The organism is Massilia sp. YIM B02443, from assembly GCF_030411955.1.
Lineage (GTDB): Bacteria > Pseudomonadota > Gammaproteobacteria > Burkholderiales > Burkholderiaceae_D > Telluria.
Map to the genome: position 1 here is coordinate 60,359 of NZ_JASNRA010000021.1, position 22,794 is coordinate 83,152.

The following is a 22,794-nucleotide window of genomic DNA, read 5'->3' on the forward strand; positions in this document are numbered from 1 at the left end:
ATGCGGCATTTTTGTTGTCAAACCTAACAAAAACCAGCCCGAAAACGGGGTTCTCTCCAGTAGGACTGCACTGACAAAACATCATGCATCGAGCCTACACGGGTGCAACCGCTAATCTTATGTGCGCCAACAGACGGTAGCTTTAAAGTACACACATCGCGATGAGGCAGCAAAAGACCTCAGGATCGCCCCGCAATAACCATAGACGAACGACAGACATAAGAGGACATAAGATGAACAACACTCAATTTGGCGGCATGACCCAAAAAGCAAAAAACCAGATCCCTGCCACGAGTGAGGCAATGAAGTCCACGTCGCGTCCGGTCGTCAGCTACAGCGGCACCCAGCAGAACGAACTGCTGGCCGCCCTTCCCCGCCTCGACCTCGAAGACATGTTCGACCACCTGGAACTGGTCCCGATGCCGTTCGGTAAAGAGTTGTTCGAGTATGGCAGCAAATTGGAATACGTGTATTTTCCGACCACCGCAATCGTGTCGCTGCTGTATGTGATGGAAGACGGCGCCACCACCGAGATCGCCGTGGTCGGCCACGAAGGCGCAGTCGGCGTGTCGCTGTTCATGGGCGAGCGCGCCACCTGCAGCGCCGTGGTGCAAAGCGCCGGCTACGGTTACCGCCTCAAGACCCAGTACCTGCGTGACGCCTTCAACCGCGGCGGCGCCTTGCCGCAGCTCTTGATGCGCTACACCAACGCCCTGTTCGCCCAGATGGCCCAGAACGCCGTCGGCGGCCGCCACAGCTCGATCGAACAGAAACTGTGCCGCTGGCTGCTCGACCGCCTGGACCGCTCGGCCAGCAACGAACTGAAAGTGACCCAGGAACTGATCTCGATCATGCTGGGCGTGCGCCGCGAAAGCATCACCGCCGCCGCCGGCAAGCTGCAGGACGAAGGCCTGATCCAGTACCGCCGCGGCAACATCACCGTGCTGGACCGTGCCGGCCTGGAAGAATACGCCGGCGAATGCTACAAGGTCGCCAAGTCGGAATACGACCGCCTGCTCATGGATGTGGCGCGCTAATCAAGATTGCGTCACCGACTGGGTTCCTGGAAAAGCCGATTCATGTGAATCGGCTTTTTCATTTGGCGGCGGTGCCGGCAAGCCTGAAGCCGAAACCGACTGCGTTTCCTTCAGCAGACCGGCAGGCACGGCAAGGTTCTGCCCCATTTCTTCATTTCCGCCCGGCGCCGTCAATGGCAATGTGGCGCGCACGCAAGTTCCCACCCCATTCACGCCCGGCTCCACCACCAGGGTGCCGCCCAGCAGCAAGGCGCGCTCGCGCATGCCCAGCAGGCCATGCGATTTCGAGGTCTTCATCGCATCCGGCGCGATGCCGATGCCGTCGTCGGTAATCTCCAGGCCCCAGCCGTCCGGTTCGCGCGTCAGGTTGACGATGACGGTACGCGCCCTGGCATACTTGGCGATATTGTTCAGCGCTTCCTGGGTGATGCGGAACAGCGCAATGGCCTGCATCGGGCCGGCCCCGTCGGCTTCGGCCGCGATCAAGGGATCGACGTCCAGCGCCGTCACGCGCGCATAGTCGGCGCAATAGCTCTGCAGCGCGGCCGACAAGCCCATATTGTCGAGCAGGCTCGGGCGCAGGTTTTCGATAATACGGCGCTTCAGTTGCACCGTATCGACCAGGGTTCGACGCGCCCGGCCCAGCTTTGCGGCCAGTTCCGGATGGCTCGAACGCAATTGCTCGCTGACGGTGGTCATGTCCATGCCGATCGCCGTCAGGTTGGCGCCCATCTCGTCGTGCAGTTCGCGCGCCAGGCGCGACTTCTCTTCTTCCTGGACCCGGATCAGGTGGCGCGACAGCACCGACAGCTGGGCGGTGCGCTCGGCAACGATGCATTCCAGGTCGTCGTTACTCTGCTGCAATGCGCGCTCTGCCCGCAGGCGGGCGCCGAAGGCGCGCTTGACCAGGTTGTAGAACAACAGCAGCACCGCGATCGCGGCCGCATTGATGCTCAGTCCAAACAGCGCGGCGTGGCGGTACTGTTGATAAAAGGCGGCGGTGCGGGCGGCCAGCAGTTCGTTCTGCTCGCGCGTCATGATTACCACCTGCAGGCGGATCTCGTCCATCTGGGCGCGGTCGTCGGGAGAAGCGGCGATCGCCACGATGTCGGACAGCCCGCCCTGGCGGAACACTTCGAGCTGCTGGTGCATCAGCCCCAGCTTTTTCTCGATCAGGGTACGCAGCTGGGCCAGGTTTTTGGTTTGCGAGGGATTGTCGGCCAGCAGCGTGCCAAGGGTACGCAGCTGGTTGTCGAACTGCTGCGGCGCTGCGCGCAATGGTCCCAGATAGACTTCTGAATTCGACAGGAAATAGCCGCGCAAGCTGCTCTCGGCATCGGTCACCAGCAGGTTCAGGTACTGCAGTTCGTCCGATACCTGGGCGGTGCGCGTCTGCAAGGCATTGGCCGAACGCAAGTCGTCGAGGTTGCGCAGCAGGAACACGCCGTTCACGACCAGCAGGATCGCACAGGCCAGGCACAGCAGGGATTTATGGAGAGGGAGATTGCGGACCGGCTTGTCGGCCGGAGCGGTTGAAAAGTACATCCTGACTTCCTTTCGCGCAACAGACGCCGTCCTTCATTATAGGTGTAAGGACGAATTGTTGCACCGCGAAATTCCCTCATGTAACTAACTGTTGCAATTGGGCTGCAAATGCGCAACGAAGCCAAGGGAAGTCTTGCGAAGACGGCATGCACAAACGAAAACGCGCGCCGGCGCGCGCGTCGTCGACATGAAGTAGCCGGTCAATCCAGCAGGTTATTCTTCATGGCGTAATAGGTCAGATCCGAGTTCGACTGCAGTCCCATCTTTTCCATGATGCGGGTGCGGTAGGTCGACACGGTCTTGATCGACAGCGACAGCGCATTGCCGATATCCGACACGGTCGCTCCCTTTGCCAGGCGCAGGAACACCTGGAATTCGCGGTCCGACAGCTCGGTGTGCAGCGCCGTGTTCGGATCGCGGTCGAAGCTCTGCGCCAGCAGTTCGCCGACGGTGGACGAGACGTAGCGGCGGCCCTGGTACACGGTGCGCACGGCCGTCTTGAGTTCGTCCGCTTCGCATTCCTTGTTCAGGTAGCCGTTGGCGCCCATCTTGAACAGGTTGAGCGCATACTGCTGCGCCGGGTAACCCGACAGGATCAGCACCGGCAGGTTCGGCTGGCCCTGGCGGATGGTGCGCAGGATGTCGATGCCGCTCTGGTCGGGCATCGCGATGTCGAGCAGCAGCACGTCGCAGATCTCGCGACGGGCGATGTCGAGGGCCTCGCGGCCGGTGGCGCCTTCGGCGACGACTTCGAAGTCGCCCGACGACGAGAAAATCTGTTTGAATCCTGCTCGAACTATCTGGTGATCGTCACAAATGGCAACGCGTATCATTGTCTTCCCTTAAATTTTCCTTGCGCAGGAAAGTGCCGGGTCCGATCTGCCCGGCTTGGCGTTGATTTCAGCACAAGCGCGGGTGACATTCTAACATTACCGGGCCAGCCTTCAACAGCAGCACGAATGCTTGAGCAGAACCTCGGGTCAAAAGCGCTTTTTTCTTTCCTGTCGTCATCGCTACAGCGTCATGGCAGCACAAACAGCGACCTTCGAGCGGAGCGCCGCCGACCAACGACGACGAGGCTGTCAGGCCGGCCGCGGGCCGTTCTTGAGCAGGTCGAGAATGTCGAGCAGCTCGGCGCGCAGCTTGTCGCCGTCGATCGCAGGCGTGGCTTCGGGCAACTCGGGCGCTTCGATCTCGGCCGCACCGGCGCGGCCATCGAGGCGGTTACGGGCGCCGCTGATGGTAAAGCCTTGCTCGTACAACAGCTCGCGGATGCGCCGGATGAGCAGCACTTCGTGGTGCTGGTAATAGCGGCGGTTTCCACGACGTTTGACCGGCTTTAGCTGGGTAAATTCCTGCTCCCAGTAGCGCAGCACATGGGGCTTGACGCCACACAAATCACTCACTTCCCCAATGGTGAAATAACGCTTGGCCGGAATCGGCGGCAGCGTGGTCAGTTCGTTCTTGTTTGGTCGGTCATTCATCGCTTAGTCAGGCTGCGTGCGCCAGCGGATCCGGCGTGGAGGCCGCCGGATTGGCCTCCTCCACCATGCCCTTGAGTTTCTGGCTGGCGTGGAAGGTCACGACGCGGCGCGCCGTGATGGGAATCTCTTCCCCGGTTTTTGGATTGCGACCCGGCCGCTGCGGCTTGTCGCGCAACTGGAAGTTGCCGAAACCGGACAGCTTGACCGCTTCGCCCCGTTCCAGCGCGTTGCGGATCTCGTCGAAAAAGGTTTCGACCATGTCCTTGGCTTCGCGCTTGTTCAGGCCGACCTGCTCGAACAGCAGTTCGGCCAGCTCGGCCTTGGTCAAGGTCGGCAATGCCTGTTCCGCTTCCTTCCGCACCCGCGCCACCTGCATCGCGCGGTCCAGGTCGGCGACCAGCGCTTCCTGGAATACGGCCGAATCGACGTCGTTGTTGTTAATTTTGAAGCCCTGCCTTCAAGTCAAACGTGTTCTGGATGAGCGGCGAACCGGCATGCTGCCGGCTCGCCCTTCTTTCTTATGCGCGCAGCTTTGCGTTCAGCTTCGTCTCGGCGGCAGTGGCGACCGCTGCCATGATGGCATCGACCGCGTCGTCCTGCAGCGTCGATTGAGTATCTTGCAAGCTAAAGCGGAAAGCAAGGCTTTTTTCATCCGTCTCCAGGCCCTTGCCGCGATATTCATCAAACAAAACAACGGCTTGCACGATCTTTCCTTGCGGATTGACGGCGATTTCGGCCTCGAACGCATCGATCACGGCCTGGGCCGGCACGTCCGCCTTGACCACCAGCGCCAGGTCGCGCGTGGCGCCCGGAAACTTGGAAATCTCGGTGTAGGCCGGCACGCCGCGCTGGCGCAGCGCTTCGGCGTCGACTTCGAACAGCACCGGCGCCTGCGGCAGGTCGTACTTCTGCAGCCAGCGCGGGTGCAGCTCGCCGACGAAACCGATCTGCACGCCGTCCAGCTCGACGCTGGCGCAACGGCCCGGGTGCAGTGCCGGGTGTTCGGCCTTGGCAAAGCGCAGCTGGCGCGGCGCGAACAGGGCTTCCAGGTCGGCCTTGACGTCGAAGAAGTCGACCGCGCGGGTCGGCAAATCCCACTGCTCGTCGAAGGCCGGGCCGTAGGCGATCGCCGCCACGCGTTTCGGCTGCTCGTAGCCGGCCACGCTCAGCGCGCCATCCTGCACTTCGGCGTTACGCTTGAACACGGCGCCGATCTCGAAGGCGCGCACGCGGCCGGCCTTGCGGTTGATGTTGTAGCGCACGTTCGCCACCAGGCTGCCGACCAGCGACGAGCGCATCACGCTCAGCTGGCTGGCGATCGGGTTCTGCAGGCGGATCGGTTCGGCGTTGCCGGCGAAATCCTGCTCCCAGACGCTTTCCACGAAGCTCATGTTGACTACTTCCTGGTAACCCAGGTCGGCCAGTTGATGGCGGATCGCAAACAGCGAGCGGGTGTTTTCCGGTTCGATCAGCATCGCGCTCGGCGCGACCGGCGGGTTGGCCGGAATGTTCTCGAAACCATATACGCGCGCCACTTCCTCGATCAGGTCTTCCTCGATCTCGATGTCGAAGCGGTACGACGGCGCCGTCACCAGGAAATTGCCTTCGGTCTGGGTGAATTCCAGGCCCAGGCGGGTGAAGATGTCGGCCACCATGGCGTCGTCGATCGGCACGCCGATCACCTTGGCGGCGCGCGCGGTGCGCAATGCCACCGGGGCGCGCTGCGGCAGGTTGACGATCTGGTCGTCGACCGGGCCGACTTTCGTCTCTTGCGTGCCGCAGATCTCGACGATCAGCGCGCTGATGCGCTCGATGTGGTCCGGAATGGTCGCGTAGTCGACGCCGCGCTCGAAGCGGTGCGCCGCGTCGGTCGAGAAGTTGTAGCGGCGCGCGCGGCCCTGGATCGCGTTCGGCCACCAGAATGCCGCTTCCAGATAGATATCGGTGGTATCCAGGGTGACGGCGGTGGAGTCGCCGCCCATGATGCCGGCCAGCGATTCGATCTGTTGATCATCGGCGATCACGCCGACCCACTCGTCCACCTCGATGGTGTTGCCGTTGAGGAGCTTGAGCGATTCGCCCTTCTTGCCCCAACGCACATCCAGGCTGCCGTGAATCTTGCTCAGGTCGAACACGTGCGACGGACGGCCGACTTCCAGCATCACGTAGTTCGAGATGTCGACCAGGGCCGACACCGAGCGCTGGCCGCTGCGTTCCAGGCGGCGCCTCATCCACTCGGGGGTGGCGGCGCGCGCGTTCAGGCCGCGGATCACGCGGCCGGCGAAGCGGCCGCACAGGTCCGGCGCCGACACCTTGGCCGGCAGGATTTCGTCGCTGGTGACCGGCACCACGCGCGACGGCGCCAGGCTCAGGGGCGAGCCGGTGAGTGCCGCCACTTCGCGCGCCACGCCCAGCACCGACAGGCAATCGGCCTTGTTCGGGGTCAGCTTGATGGTGAACTTGAGGTCGTTCAGGTGCAGATAGTCGCGGATGTTCTGGCCGACCGGCGCGTCTTCCGGCAGTTCCATCAGGCCGCTGCTCTCTTCCGAGATCTTCAGCTCTTTCGCGGAGCACATCATGCCCTGCGACTCGACGCCGCGCAGTTTACCGACCTTGATTTCGAAGGGCTTGCCGTCCGCGCCCGGCGGCAGCACGGCGCCGGCCTTGGCGCAGATCGCCTTCATGCCGGCGCGCACGTTCGGCGCGCCGCAAACGATGTTGAGCAGGGTGCCGGTGCCGACGTCGACCTGGCACACGTTCAGGCGGTCGGCGTTCGGGTGTTTCGCCACTTCCTTGACTTCGGCCACCACCACGTTCGAGAACGGCGGGGCGACCGCTTCCACTTCTTCCACTTCCAGGCCCGACATCGTCAGGAGGTGCGACAGCTCGTCCGAATTCATCTTCGGATCGACCATCGAACGGAGCCAGTTTTCGGAAAATTGCATATTCTTTTTTGCCTCAGCGTCTAGATTAGTTGAACTGCTTCAGGAAACGCAGGTCGCCTTCGTAGAACAGGCGCAGATCGTTGATTCCATAACGCAGCATCGTCAGGCGCTCGAGGCCGGAGCCGAACGCGAAGCCGATGAACCGCTCCGGGTCCAGCCCGAAGTTGCGCACCACCGTCGGGTGCACCTGGCCGGCGCCCGACACTTCCAGCCAGCGGCCCTTCAAAGGACCGGAACCGAACGCAATGTCGATCTCGGCCGACGGTTCGGTGAACGGGAAATAAGATGGTCGGAACCTGACTTGCAGGTCGTCGGTCTCGAAGAAGGCCTTGACGAAGTTCAGGTACACGCCCTTGAGGTCGGCGAAGCTGATGTTTTCGCCGATCCACAGGCCTTCGACCTGGTGGAACATCGGCGAGTGGGTGGCGTCGCTGTCGACGCGATAGGTGCGGCCCGGCGCGATCACCTTGATCGGCGGCGTGTGGGTGCGCGCGTAGCGCACCTGCATCGGGCTGGTGTGGGTACGCAGCAGCAGCGGCTTGCCCTGGCTGTCGTTGCCCTCGATATAGAAGGTGTCCTGCATCGAACGCGCCGGGTGGTTCTCGGGGCTGTTCAGGGCGGTGAAGTTGGTCCAGTCGGTTTCGATCTCGGGGCCGTCGGCCACGTCGAAGCCGATCGAGCGGAAGATCTGCTCGACGCGTTCCCAGGTGCGCATCACCGGGTGGATGCCGCCCTTGGAGCGGCCACGGCCAGGCAGGGTGACGTCGATCGCTTCACCGCTCAGGCGTGCCTGCAGCTGGGCGTCGGCCAGCGCATCGCGGCGCGCGGTCAAGGCCTGTTCGATTTTTTCTTTGGCGGCATTGATCAGGGCGCCCTGCGCCTTGCGCGCATCCGGGTCGAGCTTGCCCAGGCCCTTCATCAGGTCGGTCACCTGGCCGGTCTTGCCCAGGTATTTGGCTTTCGCATTTTCGAGCGCGGCGGCATCCACGGCGGCGACGAAGTCAGCCTGGGCCGCGACGACGAGTTCTTCCAGCGAGTTCATGCTTGTTGTTTTCCTGTTTTTCGTTGGCGGGAGCGCCAGAATCAAAAACGGGGCACAGGTATGACCCTTGCCCCGTTTCTTTTGCGCCGCATTGCTGCGGCACTAGCTTGCCAGCAAACTGCTCGTAATTAAGCAGCCAGCTTTGCCTTGACGGCGCTGACGATAGCGGCGAATGCCGGCTTGTCATGCACAGCCATGTCGGCCAGGACTTTACGGTCCAGTTCAATCGCGGACTTCTTCAGGCCGTTCATGAAGGCGCTGTAGGTCATGCCGTGCGAACGCGAAGCCGCGTTGATACGGGTGATCCACAGTGCGCGGAAGACGCGCTTCTTGTTGCGGCGATCGCGGTAGGCGTACTGGCCAGCGCGCATGACTGCTTGCTTGGCAATACGGTATACCTTGCTGCGGCGACCACGGTAACCTTTTGCAAGGTCAAGGACTTTCTTGTGACGGGCACGTGCAGTAACCCCACGTTTTACTCGAGGCATATTCGCTCCTTAGTGTGAGATTAAGCAGATGGCATCATACGCAGGACGCTGGTAACGTCCGACGCATTGATGTTACGGGTGCCGCGCAGCTGGCGCTTGTTCTTGGTGGTCTTCTTGGTCAGGATGTGACGCTTGAACGCCATACCCGATTTGACGGTACCGCCCGGACGCACGCGAAAACGTTTCTTCGCGCTGCTTTTGGTTTTCATTTTTGGCATAGTCATCTGTCCTCGCGGACAGCCTCTATGGGACAGGATTGCAGGTGGCAGCGACGCTGCTCTTAAATGCCTACTTTCACTTGTCTTGCAGCAGAAGCTAGTCTGCTACAACCTGTTCATGCAAACAGGAATCGCGGATTGTAGCACAGGTTTGGCGGAAATGGACGCTGTGGCAGCACCATCAGACGCCGCGACCTGCGTAGGGTTGGCGGCTTCGCCGCCGACGCGGCGATAGTTTGCAGCAAGATCATCCCGCACGAAAGCGGAGCCAGTAGCGATCACCGCGTCGGCGGCGGAGCCGCCAACCCGACGCCGCATGCCGCCGTCGTGGTTATTGTTTGCAGCAAGATCCTCCCGCACGACAGCGGTGCCAGTCGCGAGCGCCGCGGCGGCGGCGCCGCCCCCCACCCTCCGCCGCATGCCGCCGTCGTGGTTATTGTTTGCAGCAAGATCCTCCCGCACGACAGCGGTGCCAGTCGCGAGCGCCGCGGCGGCGGCGCCGCCAACCCTACGCCGCATGCCGCCGACGTGGCGATAGTTTGCAGCAAGATCATCCCGCACGACAGCGGAGCCAGTAGCGATCGCCGCGTCGGCGGCGGAGCCGCCAACCCTACGCCGCCTGCCGCCGACGTGGCGATAGTTTCCAGCAAGATCATCCCCCACGACCGCGGAGCCAGTAGCGATCGCCGCGTCGCCGGCGGAGCCGCCAACCCTACGCCGCATGCCGCCGACGCGGCGATAGTTTGCAGCGAGATCATCCGGCCGCTCGCGGCGCACAGACGAGCGAAGGCCGGGCCGCCGCGCACGCTTTCGCATGCGCAACGGACCCGACCTCTGCAATCTGACGACGCGAAGAATTACTTCTTCTTCTTCGGCGCGACCACCATGATCATCTGGCGACCTTCGAGTTTCGGGAACTGCTCGACCTGACCATACGGCTCCAGATCGCCGCGCAGCCGCTCGAGCATGCGCATGCCGATGTCCTGGTGCGCCATTTCGCGGCCGCGGAAGCGCAGCGTGATCTTGGTCTTGTCGCCCTCTTCCAGGAACTTGATGAGGTTGCGCAGCTTGATGCTGTAGTCGCCTTCATCGGTACCCGGACGAAACTTGATTTCCTTGACCTGGATGATCTTCTGCTTGAGCTTGGCTTCGTGCGCCTTCTTCTGCTCCGAATACTTGAACTTGCCGTAGTCCATCAGGCGGCAGACCGGCGGGACCGCGTTGGGCGCGATCTCGACCAGGTCGACGTTCTTTTCTTCGGCCAGACGAAACGCTTCGGCCAGGGTCACGATACCCAATGGTTCATTGTCCACACCGTTCAGACGCATTTCCGGGTGGGTGATTTCGCCATTGATGCGGTTCTGCTTGTCAGTAGCTATGTCTATTCCTTTGAGAGTATTAAGTTCGGCCGGGATTATTTCGTCTTGGCGGCGACTTCGCCCACCAGACGCTCCACGAGCTCGTCGACTGGCATCACGCCCAGATCGACATTGCCGCGGGCACGCACGGCCACAGTATTGGCATCCCGTTCTTTATCCCCAACAACGAGGATGTACGGCAGTTTTTGGACGGAATGTTCACGTATTTTATAGGTGATCTTCTCGTTCCGCAAATCAGCGTGAACGCGCAGGCCAGCCGCGCGCAGCTTGGCCTCGACCTGCTTCACATAATCTGCTTGCGCATCCGAAATATTCAAGACCGCAACCTGCACTGGCGCCAGCCACAGCGGCAGCGCGCCGGCGTAGTTCTCGATCAGGATGCCGATGAAACGCTCCATCGAGCCGACGATCGCGCGGTGCAGCATCACCGGCACCTTGCGGGTATTGTCTTCAGCGACATATTCGGCGCCGAGGCGGCCAGGCATCGAGAAGTCGACCTGCATGGTGCCGACCTGCCATGGACGGCCGAGGCTGTCCTTCAGGTGATACTCGATCTTCGGACCGTAGAAGGCGCCCTCGCCCGGCAGTTCGGTCCACTCGACACCACAGCCGCGCAGCGCCGAACGCAGCGCGTCTTCGGCCTGGTCCCAGACCTCGTCGGAACCGATGCGGTTGTCGGGACGCAGCGCGATCTTGACGTCGATGTTGGCAAAGCCGAAATCGTCATACACCTTCATCGCCTGGGCGTGGAAGGCGACCACTTCCGGCGCAATCTGGTCTTCGGTACAGAATACGTGGCCATCGTCCTGGGTGAAGCCGCGCACGCGCATCAGGCCGTGCAGCGCGCCCGACGATTCGTTGCGGTGGCACTGGCCGAACTCGCCGTAGCGCAGCGGCAGGTCGCGATAGGACTTCATGCCGGCGTTATAGATCTGCACGTGGCCCGGGCAGTTCATCGGCTTCAATGCGTACGAACGGTTCTCGGAATCGGTCGTGAACATATTGTCGCGATAATTGTCCCAGTGACCGGTCTTCTGCCACAGGGTGACGTCCAGGATCTGCGGCGCCTTGACTTCGTTGTAGCCGGTGTCCTGGTAGGTCTTGCGCATGTACTGCTCGACCTGCTGCCAGACGGTCCAGCCCTTCGGATGCCAGAAGATCAGGCCCGGCGCTTCTTCCTGGAAGTGGAACAGGTCCAATTGCTTGCCCAGCTTGCGGTGATCGCGCTTCTCGGCTTCTTCCAGCATGTGCAGGTACTGCTCCTGGTCTTCCTTCTTCGTCCAGGCGGTGCCGTAGATACGCTGCAGCATCTCGTTCTTGCTGTCGCCGCGCCAGTAGGCGCCGGCTAGCTTCATGAGTTTGAAGACCTTGATCTTGCCGGTCGACGGCACATGTGGGCCACGGCACAGGTCGGTGAAGCCGCCTTCGCTGTACAGCGACACGTCTTCATTGGCCGGGATCGAGGCGATGATCTCGGCCTTGTAGTCCTCGCCGATCGATTTGAAATAAGCCACGGCTTCGTCGCGCGGCAGCACCTGGCGGGTGACCGGCTCATCCTTCTTGGCCAGCTCGACCATTTTCTTTTCGATGGCTTTCAGGTCGTCCGGGGTGAACGGGCGCTTGTACGAGAAGTCATAGTAGAAGCCGTTCTCGATGACCGGGCCGATGGTGACCTGGGCTTCCGGGAACAATTCCTTGACCGCGTAGGCCAGCAGGTGGGCGGTCGAGTGGCGGATCACGTCCAGGCCTTCTGGATCCTTGTCGGTGACGATCGCCAGGTCGGCGTCGCTGTCGATCAGGAACGAGGTGTCGACCACCTTGCCGTTGACCTTGCCGGCCAGGGCGGCTTTTGCCAGGCTCGGCGCGATGCTCTGCGCCACCTGACCCACCGTCACGGGGCCGTCAAACTGGCGGCTGGAACCATCTGGAAGTCGGACGTTCAACATACTGCTCTCCAATCGTGGCGCTTCGCGCACTGAATAAAATGATAATGAAAAAACAAAAGACGAAAAAAAACGCGGCACTAGCCGCGTTTTCAGTTGTGTCGAGCAAAAGCACACCCCATCGCGTCTAGCGATTCCCCCACAACCAGGTTGTAGTTCGCGGTGTCATAACCGTAGATGCCTTTCTCGCTCTTTCCGTATTACTCAATTCTGGTGGGCGGTGCAGAATTCGAATCTGCGACCCCTTGGATGTCGACCAAGTATTCTAACCAGCTGAACTAACCGCCCGATGCCGCCATTATAAGGAGCGCATGACGATCCCGCAACCCTCACACCAAAAAAGTTGCCGGCAGGCGCTGCCGGGCGGCTTGCAAGCCCATCCCCGCAGGATGCTTTACACTTCTGGCTTGCCATATTTACCCGAGCACAAGATGACTTCGCAGCCGATCGATCCCTCCCATCTGCACGCCCACCTGGACGGCGACGCCAGCCATGCGCACTCGATCGAGGCGCGCAGCCAGAAGGCGCTGGTGGTGGCGCTGGGACTGACGCTGCTGTTTGCGGTCGTCGAGGTGGTCACCGGTTTCCTGTCCAACTCGCTGGCCCTGATCTCGGACGCCGGCCATATGGTCACCGACGCCGCCGCCCTCGGCCTGGCCCTGCTGGCGCAACTGATCGCCAAGCGCCCACCGTCGGCGCGCCACTCGTTCGGCTTCGTGCGCGCCGAGGCGCTGGCCGCGTTCGTGAACAGCCTGGCGATGCTGGGCCTGGTCGGCTGGATTGCCTGGGAGGCGATCGAGCGCCTGCTGCATCCGGAACCGGTGCAAGGCGGCATCGTGCTGGTGGTGGCGGCGCTGGGCGCGGCGATCAACCTGCTGGTGGCATGGATCCTGTCACGCAACAATGACAGCATCAACACCCGCGCCGCCCTGGTCAACGTCATGGGCGACCTGCTCGGCTCGCTGGCCGCGATCGCCGCCGGCGGCATCATTTATTTCACCAGCTGGGTCCAGGCCGACCCGATCCTGTCGATCTTCGTCTCGCTCCTGATCCTGCGCTCGACCTCAAGCATCCTGCGCGAGTCGTACCATTTCCTGATGGAAGGCGTGCCACACGCGATCGACTACGTGCAGGTGGGCGCCGACATGGCCGCGGTCGAGGGCGTGCTGGCGGTGCACGACCTGCACGTGTGGGACATGTCGCCCGGCCACCCGGCCCTGATCGGCCACGTCGAGATCCGCGGCCTGGAGCAATGGCCGACGGTGCTGGAAGCCCTGCGCGCCATGCTGCGCGAACGGCACGGCATCGACCACGTCACCCTGCAGCCGGAAGCGGCCGGGGGCAAGTCGCTCTAGCCGCGCATCGGCAAGGCCCGCTGTCAGCGCCCTCTTACCCGGCGCCTGCGCGAACGCCGATAGGCTGCTCGTCCACGGCCCGCGATAATCGGGCGATGGACACCCATCACACCGTATTCGACACCCTGATCATCGGCGGCGGCCCCGGCGGCCTGAGCGCGGCCATCTATTTGCGCCGCTTCACCCGCAACGTGGCCCTGGTCGACAAGGGCAACAGCCGCCTGGGCTGGATTCCTGTCTCGCACAACTACCCCGGCTTCCCGGACGGGATCAACGGCAAGGTGCTGCTCGACCAGCTGCGCTGCCAGCTGGGGCGCTACGGCGGCCACGTGATCCCGGGCGAGATCAGCAACCTGCGCCTGGAGGACGGCCTGTTCGTGGGCGACTGCGTCAGCCCGGACGGCGACCTGACGGTGATGCGCGCCCACACCGTGCTGCTGGCCACCGGGGTGGCCGACGCCGGCATGCCGGTCGAGCGCTGGGACGAGGCGGTGGCCAGCGGCGCGGTGCGCCTGTGCCCGGTGTGCGACGGCTTCGACGTGATCGACAAGCGCATCGCGGTGGCCACCTCGGAGGTCAATCCGGTCGGCCACGCGCTGTTCATGCGCACCTTCAGCACCGAGGTGCTGCTGTTCGAGCGCGCCGAGGAGTCGGCCGTCAACGAAGACGAGGCGCGCCAGCTGGCGGCGGCCAACGTGCGCCACATCGCCTCGCCGCTGGCCGGCGTGACCTTGACCGACGACCTGAAACCGGTGCTGCACACGCGCGACGGCGAGGATTACGAATGCGACGTGTTCTATCCGATGCTGGGCCAGACCGCCCGCTCAGGCCTGGCGGCGGCGCTGGGCGCCGAGACCGCCGAATGCGACACCCTGCTGGTGGACGAACATTGCCGCACCTCGGTGCCGGGGCTGTACGCGATTGGCGACGTCACACGCGGCCTGAACCAGATCGCGGTGGCCACCGGCCAGGCGGCGATCGCGGCGACCACCATCCATAACACCCTGCCGTGGGCGCTGCGCACGGCGTGACGGGCGGCAGGCTGCCGGGGTCACGCGCCGCTGTCGACGATTCTTACAGTCAAGAACCCAGCGGCGGAAAAATCTTGATAAAAGAACCACTTACGTATGGGCACGCGTATTGCTTAACCACAAATTAACGCAGTCACGCCGGTGCTACGGTGATGGACGCGACCGACCGATCCGAGTTCACCGCGCCCATGCTCAAGATACTGACGTTTTCCACCCTGTTCCCGAACCCCGTCGCACCGCATCACGGCATCTTCACCGAAACCACCCTGCGCCAGCAGTTGCGCAGTTTTCCGATGCAGGTGCAGGTGGTGGCGCCGGTGCCCTGGTTTCCCTCGCGCGCGCCGCTGTTCGGCCGCTACGCCGGCTATGCCGGGGTGCCGCGTGAGGAAGTGCGCGCCGGCGTGCGGGTGCTGCATCCGCGCTACCTGAGCCTGCCGCGGGTCGGCATGCACGTCGCGCCGCTGACGCTGGCGCGCGCCGCGCGTCCGATCGTCGCCGGCCTGCTCGCCGCCGGCCACGACTTCGACCTGATCGACGCCCATTATTTCTACCCCGACGGCGTCGCCGCCGCCCTGCTCGGGCGCGCCTTCGGTAAACCAGTGACCATCACCGCCCTCGGCAGCGACATCAACCTGCTGGCGCGCTATCGCGGCCCGCGCCGCATGATGCGCTGGGCCGCGGGGCGCAGCGCCGCCATGATCAGCGTGTGCCAGGCGCTGCGCGGCGAGATGGTGCGGCTCGGCATGCCGGGAGATCGCATCCATGCGCTGCGCAACGGCGTCGACCTCGAACTGTTCTATCCCGAACCGCGCGCGATGGCGCGCGCCGCGCTCGGCATCGACGGCTTCACCCTGCTGTCGGTCGGCCACCTGGTCGAGAACAAGGGCCACGACAAGGCGATCCGCGCCCTGGCCGCGCTGCCGGACGCGCGCCTGCTGGTGGCCGGCTGCGGCCCCGAGCGCGCCCGGCTCGAGGCGCTGGCGCGCCAGCTCGGCGTGGCCGGGCGGGTGCGCTTCGGCGGTGTGCTGCGCCAGGATCAGCTGCGCAGCTGGTATTCGGCGGCCGACGCGCTGGTGCTGGCTTCGAGCCGCGAAGGCTGGGCCAACGTGCTGCTCGAAGCGATGGCCTGCGGCACGCCAGCCCTGGCCAGCGACGTCGGCGGCACCGCCGAAGTGATCACCTGCCCCGCGGCCGGCCTGCTGCTGCCCGAGAATTCCGCCGCCGGCATCGTCAGCGCGGTGCAGGCGCTGCGCGCCGCGCCACCGGCGCGCGGGGCCACCCGCGCCCATGCCGCCCGCCATGCCTGGCACGACACCGCGCTCGCCAGATTCGACCTGTTCGCCCGCATCGCCGGGCGCCCCACCACCCCTGCCCAACCATGTACTCTCCAGACCAATTGCTTGACCTAGCGCTGCATTACAATACCCAGGGCTTCGTGCACCTGCGCGGCCTGCTGCCGCAGCCGATCCTGGAACGGGCGCGCGCCGCGTTCGATGCGCGCGCCGAAGGCCACGCGGCGAACGTGCGCGCGGCCAGGGCCAGGGGCGCGCGCTTCCACGACCTGCCGGCCATCCTCGACGCCGATCCGGTGTTCGTCGACCTGGTCGACCTGCCTGCGCTGCTGGCGCTGCTGCGCGCCACGGTGGGCGAAGACCTGGCGCTGAACGACACCAATGCGCGCCTGTTCTTTCCCGGGCCGACCTTCACCAGCCCCTATCACTCGGACGTCGCGCGCGTGGCCGGAATCGATCCGGCGCACTGCCCGGGCTTCCTGGCCAAGGTCCACTTCTACCTGGAAGACCTGGAACCCGAGCAGGGCTGCCTGTCGTTCATCCCCGGCAGCCAGCACCTGCCGGCGCTGCACGTCGACCCGCACCGGCCGACGCTGGCCGCGTCGAACGCGGTGACGCGGGTGGTGCCGCGCGCGGGCGATGCGATCCTGTTCAACACCCACGTGCTGCACATGTGCGAGGCGAACCTGACCGGGCGGGTGCGCAAGTCGCTGATCTATACGTATGGACACTTCTGGATGAAGGCGTATCCGAGCGCGATGCCGGCGAATGCGGCGTGTTATGAAGGCAATGCGCAGCGCGAGCAGCTGTTCAACGTGGCGCTGCCGGGGGTCGGGCATTTCAACCGCCGGCTCGACGGGCTGGCGCCGGCGACGCGCGGAGCGCGCCTGCGGCAGTTGTGCGAGCGCTTCGTGCATCGCATCCTGCCGGTGGATAGCCTGCCGCCGCGGGCTTGATGCCCTCGTTCCGTCAGCGCTGCCCCGACGCCAGCGCGATCCTGCGCCGCACCTGCTCCAGCCCCGCCGCGTCGCCACTCGCCTCCAGCCGCTGCGCCTGCACCCCGAGCCACGCCAGCAAGGGCCGGCGCCAGCCCTGTTCCGAGGCCGTGTCCGACGCCAGCACGATCCCATCCGGCGTCATGCGTCCCGCCTTGAACAGCGCCCCCGCCGCCACCAGCCGCGACAAGGGGTCGGCGATCTGCCGGAAGGCGCCGCCGGTCACCACCGCGCGATGCTGTTCGGGCAGCAGCGAGGCGTCCAGGCCGTCCCAGCGCCCCGCCAGATAGGCGGCATACGCCCGCTGCGCCGGCGTGGCGTCCGGCGCCAGCGCCGCATAGCCGGGGCAATCCTCGAACACCAGGCTGGCCGCCTGCGCCGCGCAGCGCACCAGCTCGATCTGGATCACGCGCTCGGCGCGTCCGGTGGCCGCGGTCTCGCCGCGCGCTTCGCGAAATTCCGCTTCGGCCGCCGCCGTATGGCCCTTCAGGTAGTCGTCGGTGGCGGCATCGACCGCGCTCTTGGCATTCGCCTGCCAGTCGGGCGGCAGCGGCCTGGAGGCGCAGGCGGACAGCAGCGCAAAGAAAAACAAAGCAACGGTTCTCATGGCAGCTTGACCTCCTGCGGCGCGCGCGCGAACGGCCATTTGCGGTTGATTTCCTCGACCAGCCGGTTCACCTTGCGCAGGCTGGCGTCGACCTCGCCGCGCAGCGCGCTCAGGTCTTCGGTCGCTGCGCGCGTGTTGGCGCCGACCGCCTGGGCCTCGACCAGCACCGCGTCGACCTTCTTCAGCGTGTTGCTGGCGTCCTTCAGCACCACGTCGAGCTGGCGGATCGCGGCCTGGGTGTCGTCCATCACGCCGGCCTTGCCGAACACGCGCTGGTCGGCCTTGCCCAGGATGACGTTGACGCGATCGAGCGCCTCCATGAGCTTTTGCGCCTCGGCGTCGCCGCCCAGCGCCCCGCCCAGCACGCCGTAGCGGCCCGACATGCGGCCGGTGACCGCCGACAGGTTGGCCAGGCTGGCGTTGATATCCGACTCGGACGCGGTCATGGTTTCCAGGTTTTCCAGCAGCGCGCGCGCGGTGGCGACGATGCGCGGGATCTCGGCGGTGGCGTCGCCGCGCAGCACGGTGCGGGTGGAGTTCGGCGGCAGCGGCGGATCGGTCAACACGCCGGTATAGGCGCGCAGGCGGGTCTCGCCGACGATGCTCGACTCCAGCGTGAACACGCTCGAGGTGCGCAGCCATTTGGCGTCTTTGCTCTGGACGTCGACCGTGATGTTGACCTTGGCGTCGTCGCCCAGCTCGACCTGGGCCACGCGCCCGATCGGGAAGCCCGCGAAGGTCATGTCCATGCCCGGGATCACGCCCGAGGAATCGTCGGCCACCAGGGTCAGGCGCTGGGTCGGCTCGAACACGCCGCGCGCGTACATCACGTACAGCACGAAGGCGACGACCAGTACGCCGATCGCCACCAGCAGGATCGCGGCCTTGACCTCGACGTGCCTGGGTTCTTCAGGGATGGGTTCAACCATGGGGTTCTTGGTGTTGTCGTCCATGCGTCAGATGTATTTCAGGGTCAGCGAGGCGGCTTCGATCACGATCAGCACGAACAGCAGGCGCAGCGCGCCCGGCTGGACCGTGGAAGCCAGGCGGCGCGGATAGCGCTGCAGCTCAAGGATGGCGGCGGTCGGGATCAGGGCCACGGCCAGGCCGAACAGCACGGTCTTGACCACGAAGCCGGCGGTGACCGTGGGCGCAAACACGCGGCCGACGGTGCGGGTGTAGTCCGGCAAGCCCCAGATCGACAGGCCGTACACGTTCAGGTAGGCCAGCACCAGCACGATCACCGAGGTCACCATCGCCAGGCTCAGGACCGCGATGGCGTTGGCGATCAGCTGCGGCACCAGGTCACGCCGCAGGCGGCGCAAGGCCTCGTTGCTGGCCGCGACCGGGCTCAATCCGGCGCGCGCCAGTCCCAGCGCCGACGCGTCGAAGGCCATGCCGGACCGCAGCGCCACGAACAGCGCCGCCGACAGGGGAATCAGCTCCAGCACCAGCACCCGCACCACCATCTCCAGCGCGAAGCCGGACAGGCCATAGCTCTTGGCGGTGACCAGCACGATGCGGATGATGACCAGGCTGACCAGGCTCGAAGCGAGCGCGAACCAGGGCAGCACCTGCCAGGTGCTGCTGTGGATGTGGCGCGCAGTCGCATGAAAGCTGTCGCGGCGCCAGGTCGAGGGCGACAGCGCGGTGACGGCCGCCACCGCGCCCAGATGGATCATGTACCACCAGCTGCGCAGGTAGCGCACCAGGGTGGCGAGCCAGAGGTCGGGATGGGCGATGGGCTTGAGCGTGCGCGGCATGGATGAATGATACGTGGGTTGCGTCAGGAAAGGCGGTTCGTGACAAATGATGACGTTCGCGCCATTTACTGTCGCCGCGCCTCCATCACCCCCGCCACCTCCATGATCGCCGCCAGCGCCTTCTGCACCTGCCCGGTGGCCCCGATTTCGGCCGTGAACACCATGCGCGCCTGGCCCTTGGCGCTCTGGGTATTCACCCCGATCACGTTGATCTTCTCGCGCGAGAACACCTCGGAGATATCGCGCAGCAGCCCTTGCCGGTCCTGCGCCAGGATGAACAGGTCGACCGGGTACACGGTTTCAAGACCGGCCGTTCCCCATTCGGTCTGGATCACGCGCTCGGGCGCCTTGGTCTGCATCTCGGCGAAGTTCTTGCAACTGAGGCGGTGGATCGACACACCCTTGCCGCGCGTGACGAAGCCGATGATCGGATCGGGCGGCGCCGGCTTGCAGCACTTGGCCAGCACCGTCATCAGGCCCTCGGTGCCCAGCACCAGCACGCCCGACTTGGCGCCCTGCTCCACACTCGAGGCGCGGCTCTTGTTGACCACCGCCGCGTCTTCGACCGGCGGCGCCTCGCCCGGCTCGTGCAGCGCCGCTTCCACGTGGCGCAGGCTGAACTTGTCCTTGCCGACCTCGATGAACAGTTCATCGACCTTGGCGAAGCCGAGTTTATGCGCCAGCGTTTCCAGGTTGACCGAGGTCTTGCCCTCGCGCTGCAGCGACTTTTCCACCATCGCGCGGCCCTGGGCCAGCGTTTCGGCCGTCTCCAGCGCATGGAACCAGGCGCGGATCTTCGAGCGCGTGCGGCTCGACACCGTGTAGCCGGGACTGAGCCAGTCGCGCGACGGCCCCTGGCTGCCGGCCGGCCCCTTGGCGGTAATGATCTCGCAGGTCTGGCCGTTCTTGAGCTGGGTATTCAGCGGCACCATGGCGCCGTCGATCCTGGCGCCGCGGCAGCGGTGTCCGACCTCGCTGTGCAGGTGGTAGGCGAAGTCGATCGGCGTCGCGCCCACCGGCAGCTCCAGCACCCGCGCCTGCGGCGTCAGCACGAAGATGCGGTCGTCCAGCGTGGCCGCCTTGAGCTTCTCGACCCATTCGCGCTGCAGGTCTTCCTGGCCGGCCACCACGTCGGCCACGTCGCTCTTCCACGCCAGCAGCTGGCGCAGCCAGGCGATGCGCTCGTCGTACTTCTGGCTCTTGAAGTTCGATCCGCCCTCTTCCTTGTAGCGCCAGTGGGCGGCGATGCCGTACTCGGCGAAGTTGTGCATCTCCTGGGTGCGGATCTGCACTTCCAATGGCCGCCCGTCCTCGGCGGTGACCACCGTGTGCAGCGACTGGTAGCCGTTCGGCTTGGGGCGCGAGATGTAGTCGTCGAACTCCTTCGGGATCGGGGTCCAGATATTGTGCACCACGCCCAGCACCGTGTAGCAGGTCTTCACGTCGGGCACGATCACGCGGAAGGCGCGCACGTCGTACAGCTCGGTGAAGTCGAGCTCCTTGCCGCGCATCTTGTTCCAGATGCTGTAGATGTGCTTCGGCCGGCCCGACACCTCGGCGCGGATGCCGGCCGCCGACAGCTCGGTCTGCAGGCGCTCGATCGACGAGGCCACGAAGCTTTCGCGCAGCATGCGCTTTTCTTCAAGCATCTTGGCGATGCGCTTATACGTGTCCGGCTCGATGAAGCGGAACGCCAGGTCTTCCAGCTCCCACTTCAGTTGCCAGATGCCGAGGCGATTGGCCAGCGGCGCGTAGAAGTCCAGCACCTCGCGCCCATAGGCGCGGGTGACGGCGTCGAAGCGTTTCTGCTCGGCGAAGTAGCGCAGCCCGGCCGCGCACGAGGCCAGCCGCATCAGCACCACGCGCATGTCGGACGCCATCGCCAGCAGCATCTTGCGCAGCGTTTCGTTCTGGGCCGCGGCCTGCTGCGCCGCGTTTTTCCCGCTGCCCACCGGCGCCTGGCCAACGGTCAGGTCGCGCAGGCGGATCAGTTGCAGCACGCCCTGCACCAGCATCGTGACTTCGGCGCCGAAGCGCTCCTCGACGCCGGCCATCGCGCCCGGCTCCATGATCGCCAGCTCGAACAGCAGGCCGGCGATGCGGGTCTCGGCATCGGTGTTCAGGTAAGCCAGGGTGCCGGCCACGCCGAGCGAGAACTCGAACGCGTTCTGGCCCGAACTGGCGACCCGCTCGCCATAGGCTTCGCTCACGTAGTCGAGCGCGACGTGGATGCGGGCGCAATCCTCGGGACTGAGGCCCTGGACCAGCTGTGTCTTGGCGTCGCCCAGCAGCGCGGTCGATACCATCGCTTAACGCAGCGCAGCGGTGACGCAAACCTCGACCAGCCACTCCGGATTGGCCAGTTTGGCTTCGACGGTGGCGCGCGGCGGGGTGTGGCCCTGCGCGACCCATTCGTCCCACACCGCGTTCATGCCGGCGAAGTTGGCCAGGTCGGAAATGAATACCTGGGTCATCAGGATGCAGGTCTTGTCGCTGCCGGCTTCGGCCAGCAGGCGGTCGACGTGGCCCAGCACTTCGCGCATCTGGCCCTCGATGTCCTGGGTGGTATCTTCGGCGATCTGGCCGGCCAGGTAGACGGTGCCGTTGTGGATGGCGACTTCGGACATGCGCTTGCCGACGTGCAGACGTTTGATTTCCATGATCTCTTTCTTCTTTCTTTTCAATTCAATAAAAACTCGCGCGCGACGGCGATCTGCCGTTCGTGCACGAAGGTGGGCGCATGGCCCACGCCCGCGATCTCGACCAGGCGCGGCAAGGGGCCGCGCACCGCCATTTGCTGCGCGGTGTCGCGCGACAGCAGGTCGGAATGCTCGCCGCGCACCAGCAGCGTCGGGCAGCGGATCGCGTCATAGGCCGCCCACAGCGCGCTTTCGTCCTGCTGCGCGCGCTCGGGCGTGGTGGCCTGGAACGGCTGCGCCAGGCCCAGGTCGTAGTGGCGCACCCACTGGCCGTCGTCGCTTCTGCGCAGCACGTCACCGGCCAGCTTGGCCCATTCGTCGTCGCTGTGCGGGCCGAACGAGGCCGACACCGCCTTCACGTAGGCGGCCCCGGCTTCGAAGCTGGGAAAGCGCACGTCCTGGCCGATGTATTCGCCGATGCGCGCCATCGCCGCGCGGTCCAGCACCGGGCCGATGTCGTTGAGCACGAGTTTACTGATCGGACTGTCTTCCAGCGCGGCCAGCACCATGCCGATCAGGCCGCCCATCGAGGTGCCGAACCAGTGCACGGTTTCCATTTCGCCCGGCGCGGTGACGCGCGCGACCAGCGTCACCATGTCGTTCACGTATTGCGGCACGGTGTAATACGCCGGGTCGCGCAGCCGGCCCGAGCGGCCGCGGCCGACCACGTCCGGGCATACCACGCGATATTCGTCGCACAAAGCGCGCGCCAGGTGGTCGAAATCATCACCGACGCGCGTCACGCCGTGCACGCACACCAGCACCTTCGGGTTGCGCGGGTCGCCCCATTCCTTGTAGGCGACCCGGTGCAGGCCCGCGGGCGAGCTGCACTGGACACTGTGTAATCTGGCTTCGACCATGATGGCTCCGTCATGTGAATTATGTCAACTCGCCGTCGCCCAGTCGTCAACACATCGTCAACGCCCCGTTCAAGCGGCCGAGCAACTGCACCACTGCCCGGGCGCGTCGAT

General features: G+C 64.8%; 22 protein-coding genes and 1 tRNA gene. 5 read left to right on the plus strand and 18 right to left on the minus strand.

The genetic code is table 11. The features are described from left to right. Positions 1–302 precede the first annotated feature (302 nt). Complete coding sequence (locus QPK27_RS19390) at positions 303–1,037, plus strand: Crp/Fnr family transcriptional regulator (RefSeq protein WP_290419816.1); 735 nt, start codon at positions 303–305, stop codon at positions 1,035–1,037. On the opposite strand, the gene QPK27_RS19395 is transcribed toward QPK27_RS19390, so the two are convergent. The 12 genes from QPK27_RS19395 to QPK27_RS19450 form a co-directional block, all read right to left on the minus strand. Beyond that, positions 1,038–2,582: a CHASE3 domain-containing protein gene (locus tag QPK27_RS19395; RefSeq protein ID WP_290419817.1), complete on the minus strand. Its 1,545-nt coding sequence runs from the start codon at positions 2,580–2,582 to the stop codon at positions 1,038–1,040. A 200-nt stretch (positions 2,583–2,782) separates the two neighbouring features. After that, the gene (locus QPK27_RS19400) at positions 2,783–3,415 is read right to left on the minus strand and encodes a response regulator transcription factor (RefSeq protein ID WP_005667428.1); all 633 of its coding nucleotides are present in this window, start codon (positions 3,413–3,415) and stop codon (positions 2,783–2,785) included. Between the two features lie 249 nt (positions 3,416–3,664). Then, the gene (locus QPK27_RS19405; protein ID WP_290419818.1) at positions 3,665–4,066 is read right to left on the minus strand and encodes a MerR family transcriptional regulator; all 402 of its coding nucleotides are present in this window, start codon (positions 4,064–4,066) and stop codon (positions 3,665–3,667) included. Between the two features lie 7 nt (positions 4,067–4,073). Then, a complete protein-coding gene (locus QPK27_RS19410; RefSeq protein WP_290419819.1) occupies positions 4,074–4,442 on the minus strand; it encodes an integration host factor subunit alpha in 369 nt (122 codons plus the stop codon). A 142-nt stretch (positions 4,443–4,584) separates the two neighbouring features. Continuing rightward, positions 4,585–7,011, minus strand: coding sequence for a phenylalanine--tRNA ligase subunit beta (pheT, locus tag QPK27_RS19415; protein WP_290419820.1), 2,427 nt, complete (start codon positions 7,009–7,011; stop codon positions 4,585–4,587). Positions 7,012–7,036: 25 nt separating this feature from the next. Next, positions 7,037–8,053: a phenylalanine--tRNA ligase subunit alpha gene (gene pheS / locus QPK27_RS19420; RefSeq protein ID WP_290419821.1), complete on the minus strand. Its 1,017-nt coding sequence runs from the start codon at positions 8,051–8,053 to the stop codon at positions 7,037–7,039. A 128-nt stretch (positions 8,054–8,181) separates the two neighbouring features. Then, a complete protein-coding gene (rplT, locus tag QPK27_RS19425) occupies positions 8,182–8,541 on the minus strand; it encodes a 50S ribosomal protein L20 (protein ID WP_123070124.1) in 360 nt (119 codons plus the stop codon). A 20-nt stretch (positions 8,542–8,561) separates the two neighbouring features. After that, the gene (gene rpmI, locus QPK27_RS19430) at positions 8,562–8,759 is read right to left on the minus strand and encodes a 50S ribosomal protein L35 (protein WP_057262756.1); all 198 of its coding nucleotides are present in this window, start codon (positions 8,757–8,759) and stop codon (positions 8,562–8,564) included. 105 nt (positions 8,760–8,864) lie between these two features. After that, positions 8,865–9,536 carry a hypothetical protein gene (locus QPK27_RS19435; protein WP_290419822.1) on the minus strand — a complete coding sequence of 224 codons (672 nt, stop codon included), beginning with the start codon at positions 9,534–9,536 and terminating at the stop codon, positions 8,865–8,867. Between the two features lie 80 nt (positions 9,537–9,616). Further along, on the minus strand, positions 9,617–10,144 hold the full coding sequence (gene infC, locus QPK27_RS19440; RefSeq protein WP_374047095.1) for a translation initiation factor IF-3: 528 nt from the start codon (positions 10,142–10,144) through the stop codon (positions 9,617–9,619). A 29-nt stretch (positions 10,145–10,173) separates the two neighbouring features. Continuing rightward, positions 10,174–12,084, minus strand: coding sequence for a threonine--tRNA ligase (gene thrS, locus QPK27_RS19445; protein ID WP_290419823.1), 1,911 nt, complete (start codon positions 12,082–12,084; stop codon positions 10,174–10,176). Between the two features lie 208 nt (positions 12,085–12,292). Continuing rightward, positions 12,293–12,369, minus strand: a tRNA-Val gene (locus QPK27_RS19450). 143 nt (positions 12,370–12,512) lie between these two features. Here QPK27_RS19450 and QPK27_RS19455 point away from each other — a divergent pair. The 4 genes from QPK27_RS19455 (at position 12,513) to QPK27_RS19470 (ending at position 16,715) form a co-directional block, all read left to right on the plus strand. Beyond that, positions 12,513–13,436: a cation diffusion facilitator family transporter gene (locus tag QPK27_RS19455; RefSeq protein WP_290419824.1), complete on the plus strand. Its 924-nt coding sequence runs from the start codon at positions 12,513–12,515 to the stop codon at positions 13,434–13,436. 95 nt (positions 13,437–13,531) lie between these two features. Continuing rightward, a complete protein-coding gene (locus QPK27_RS19460; RefSeq protein ID WP_290419825.1) occupies positions 13,532–14,467 on the plus strand; it encodes an NAD(P)/FAD-dependent oxidoreductase in 936 nt (311 codons plus the stop codon). Positions 14,468–14,655: 188 nt separating this feature from the next. Further along, positions 14,656–15,876, plus strand: coding sequence for a glycosyltransferase family 4 protein (locus QPK27_RS19465; protein ID WP_290419826.1), 1,221 nt, complete (start codon positions 14,656–14,658; stop codon positions 15,874–15,876). Next, positions 15,864–16,715 (plus strand): phytanoyl-CoA dioxygenase family protein, encoded by an 852-nt coding sequence (locus QPK27_RS19470; protein ID WP_290419827.1) that lies wholly within the window; start codon positions 15,864–15,866, stop codon positions 16,713–16,715. Before QPK27_RS19465 ends, QPK27_RS19470 begins: the two co-directional genes overlap by 13 nt. Positions 16,716–16,728: 13 nt before the next feature. Here QPK27_RS19470 and QPK27_RS19475 read toward each other — a convergent pair whose 3' ends face one another. The 6 genes from QPK27_RS19475 to QPK27_RS19500 form a co-directional block, all read right to left on the minus strand. Then, positions 16,729–17,361: a hypothetical protein gene (locus tag QPK27_RS19475; RefSeq protein WP_290419828.1), complete on the minus strand. Its 633-nt coding sequence runs from the start codon at positions 17,359–17,361 to the stop codon at positions 16,729–16,731. Next, positions 17,358–18,290 carry an MlaD family protein gene (locus QPK27_RS19480; RefSeq protein ID WP_290419829.1) on the minus strand — a complete coding sequence of 311 codons (933 nt, stop codon included), beginning with the start codon at positions 18,288–18,290 and terminating at the stop codon, positions 17,358–17,360. The genes QPK27_RS19475 and QPK27_RS19480 overlap by 4 nt, the downstream gene beginning before the upstream one ends. A gap of 27 nt (positions 18,291–18,317) precedes the next feature. After that, positions 18,318–19,124, minus strand: coding sequence for an ABC transporter permease (locus tag QPK27_RS19485; protein WP_290419830.1), 807 nt, complete (start codon positions 19,122–19,124; stop codon positions 18,318–18,320). A 65-nt stretch (positions 19,125–19,189) separates the two neighbouring features. Next, on the minus strand, positions 19,190–21,430 hold the full coding sequence (locus QPK27_RS19490; protein ID WP_290419831.1) for a bifunctional (p)ppGpp synthetase/guanosine-3',5'-bis(diphosphate) 3'-pyrophosphohydrolase: 2,241 nt from the start codon (positions 21,428–21,430) through the stop codon (positions 19,190–19,192). Positions 21,431–21,433: 3 nt separating this feature from the next. Beyond that, positions 21,434–21,784, minus strand: coding sequence for a RidA family protein (locus QPK27_RS19495; RefSeq protein WP_290419832.1), 351 nt, complete (start codon positions 21,782–21,784; stop codon positions 21,434–21,436). A gap of 20 nt (positions 21,785–21,804) precedes the next feature. Beyond that, the gene (locus QPK27_RS19500; protein WP_290419833.1) at positions 21,805–22,683 is read right to left on the minus strand and encodes an alpha/beta fold hydrolase; all 879 of its coding nucleotides are present in this window, start codon (positions 22,681–22,683) and stop codon (positions 21,805–21,807) included. Between the last annotated feature and the right edge of the window lie 111 nt (positions 22,684–22,794).

What these genes read in the sequence shown, in the direction of transcription:
- QPK27_RS19390 (WP_290419816.1), top strand. Translation starts at nt 303, where the DNA reads ATGAAGTCCACGTCGCGTCCGGTCGTCAGCTACAGCGGCACCCAGCAG.
- QPK27_RS19395 (WP_290419817.1), bottom strand. Translation starts at nt 2,582, where the DNA reads ATGTACTTTTCAACCGCTCCGGCCGACAAGCCGGTCCGCAATCTCCCT.
- QPK27_RS19400 (WP_005667428.1), bottom strand. Translation starts at nt 3,415, where the DNA reads ATGATACGCGTTGCCATTTGTGACGATCACCAGATAGTTCGAGCAGGA.
- QPK27_RS19405 (WP_290419818.1), bottom strand. Translation starts at nt 4,066, where the DNA reads ATGAATGACCGACCAAACAAGAACGAACTGACCACGCTGCCGCCGATT.
- QPK27_RS19410 (WP_290419819.1), bottom strand. Translation starts at nt 4,442, where the DNA reads ATGCAGGTGGCGCGGGTGCGGAAGGAAGCGGAACAGGCATTGCCGACC.
- pheT (WP_290419820.1), bottom strand. Translation starts at nt 7,011, where the DNA reads ATGCAATTTTCCGAAAACTGGCTCCGTTCGATGGTCGATCCGAAGATG.
- pheS (WP_290419821.1), bottom strand. Translation starts at nt 8,053, where the DNA reads ATGAACTCGCTGGAAGAACTCGTCGTCGCGGCCCAGGCTGACTTCGTC.
- rplT (WP_123070124.1), bottom strand. Translation starts at nt 8,541, where the DNA reads ATGCCTCGAGTAAAACGTGGGGTTACTGCACGTGCCCGTCACAAGAAA.
- rpmI (WP_057262756.1), bottom strand. Translation starts at nt 8,759, where the DNA reads ATGCCAAAAATGAAAACCAAAAGCAGCGCGAAGAAACGTTTTCGCGTG.
- thrS (WP_290419823.1), bottom strand. Translation starts at nt 12,084, where the DNA reads ATGTTGAACGTCCGACTTCCAGATGGTTCCAGCCGCCAGTTTGACGGC.
- QPK27_RS19455 (WP_290419824.1), top strand. Translation starts at nt 12,513, where the DNA reads ATGACTTCGCAGCCGATCGATCCCTCCCATCTGCACGCCCACCTGGAC.
- QPK27_RS19460 (WP_290419825.1), top strand. Translation starts at nt 13,532, where the DNA reads ATGGACACCCATCACACCGTATTCGACACCCTGATCATCGGCGGCGGC.
- QPK27_RS19465 (WP_290419826.1), top strand. Translation starts at nt 14,656, where the DNA reads ATGCTCAAGATACTGACGTTTTCCACCCTGTTCCCGAACCCCGTCGCA.
- QPK27_RS19475 (WP_290419828.1), bottom strand. Translation starts at nt 17,361, where the DNA reads ATGAGAACCGTTGCTTTGTTTTTCTTTGCGCTGCTGTCCGCCTGCGCC.
- QPK27_RS19480 (WP_290419829.1), bottom strand. Translation starts at nt 18,290, where the DNA reads ATGGTTGAACCCATCCCTGAAGAACCCAGGCACGTCGAGGTCAAGGCC.
- QPK27_RS19485 (WP_290419830.1), bottom strand. Translation starts at nt 19,124, where the DNA reads ATGCCGCGCACGCTCAAGCCCATCGCCCATCCCGACCTCTGGCTCGCC.
- QPK27_RS19490 (WP_290419831.1), bottom strand. Translation starts at nt 21,430, where the DNA reads ATGGTATCGACCGCGCTGCTGGGCGACGCCAAGACACAGCTGGTCCAG.
- QPK27_RS19495 (WP_290419832.1), bottom strand. Translation starts at nt 21,784, where the DNA reads ATGGAAATCAAACGTCTGCACGTCGGCAAGCGCATGTCCGAAGTCGCC.
- QPK27_RS19500 (WP_290419833.1), bottom strand. Translation starts at nt 22,683, where the DNA reads ATGGTCGAAGCCAGATTACACAGTGTCCAGTGCAGCTCGCCCGCGGGC.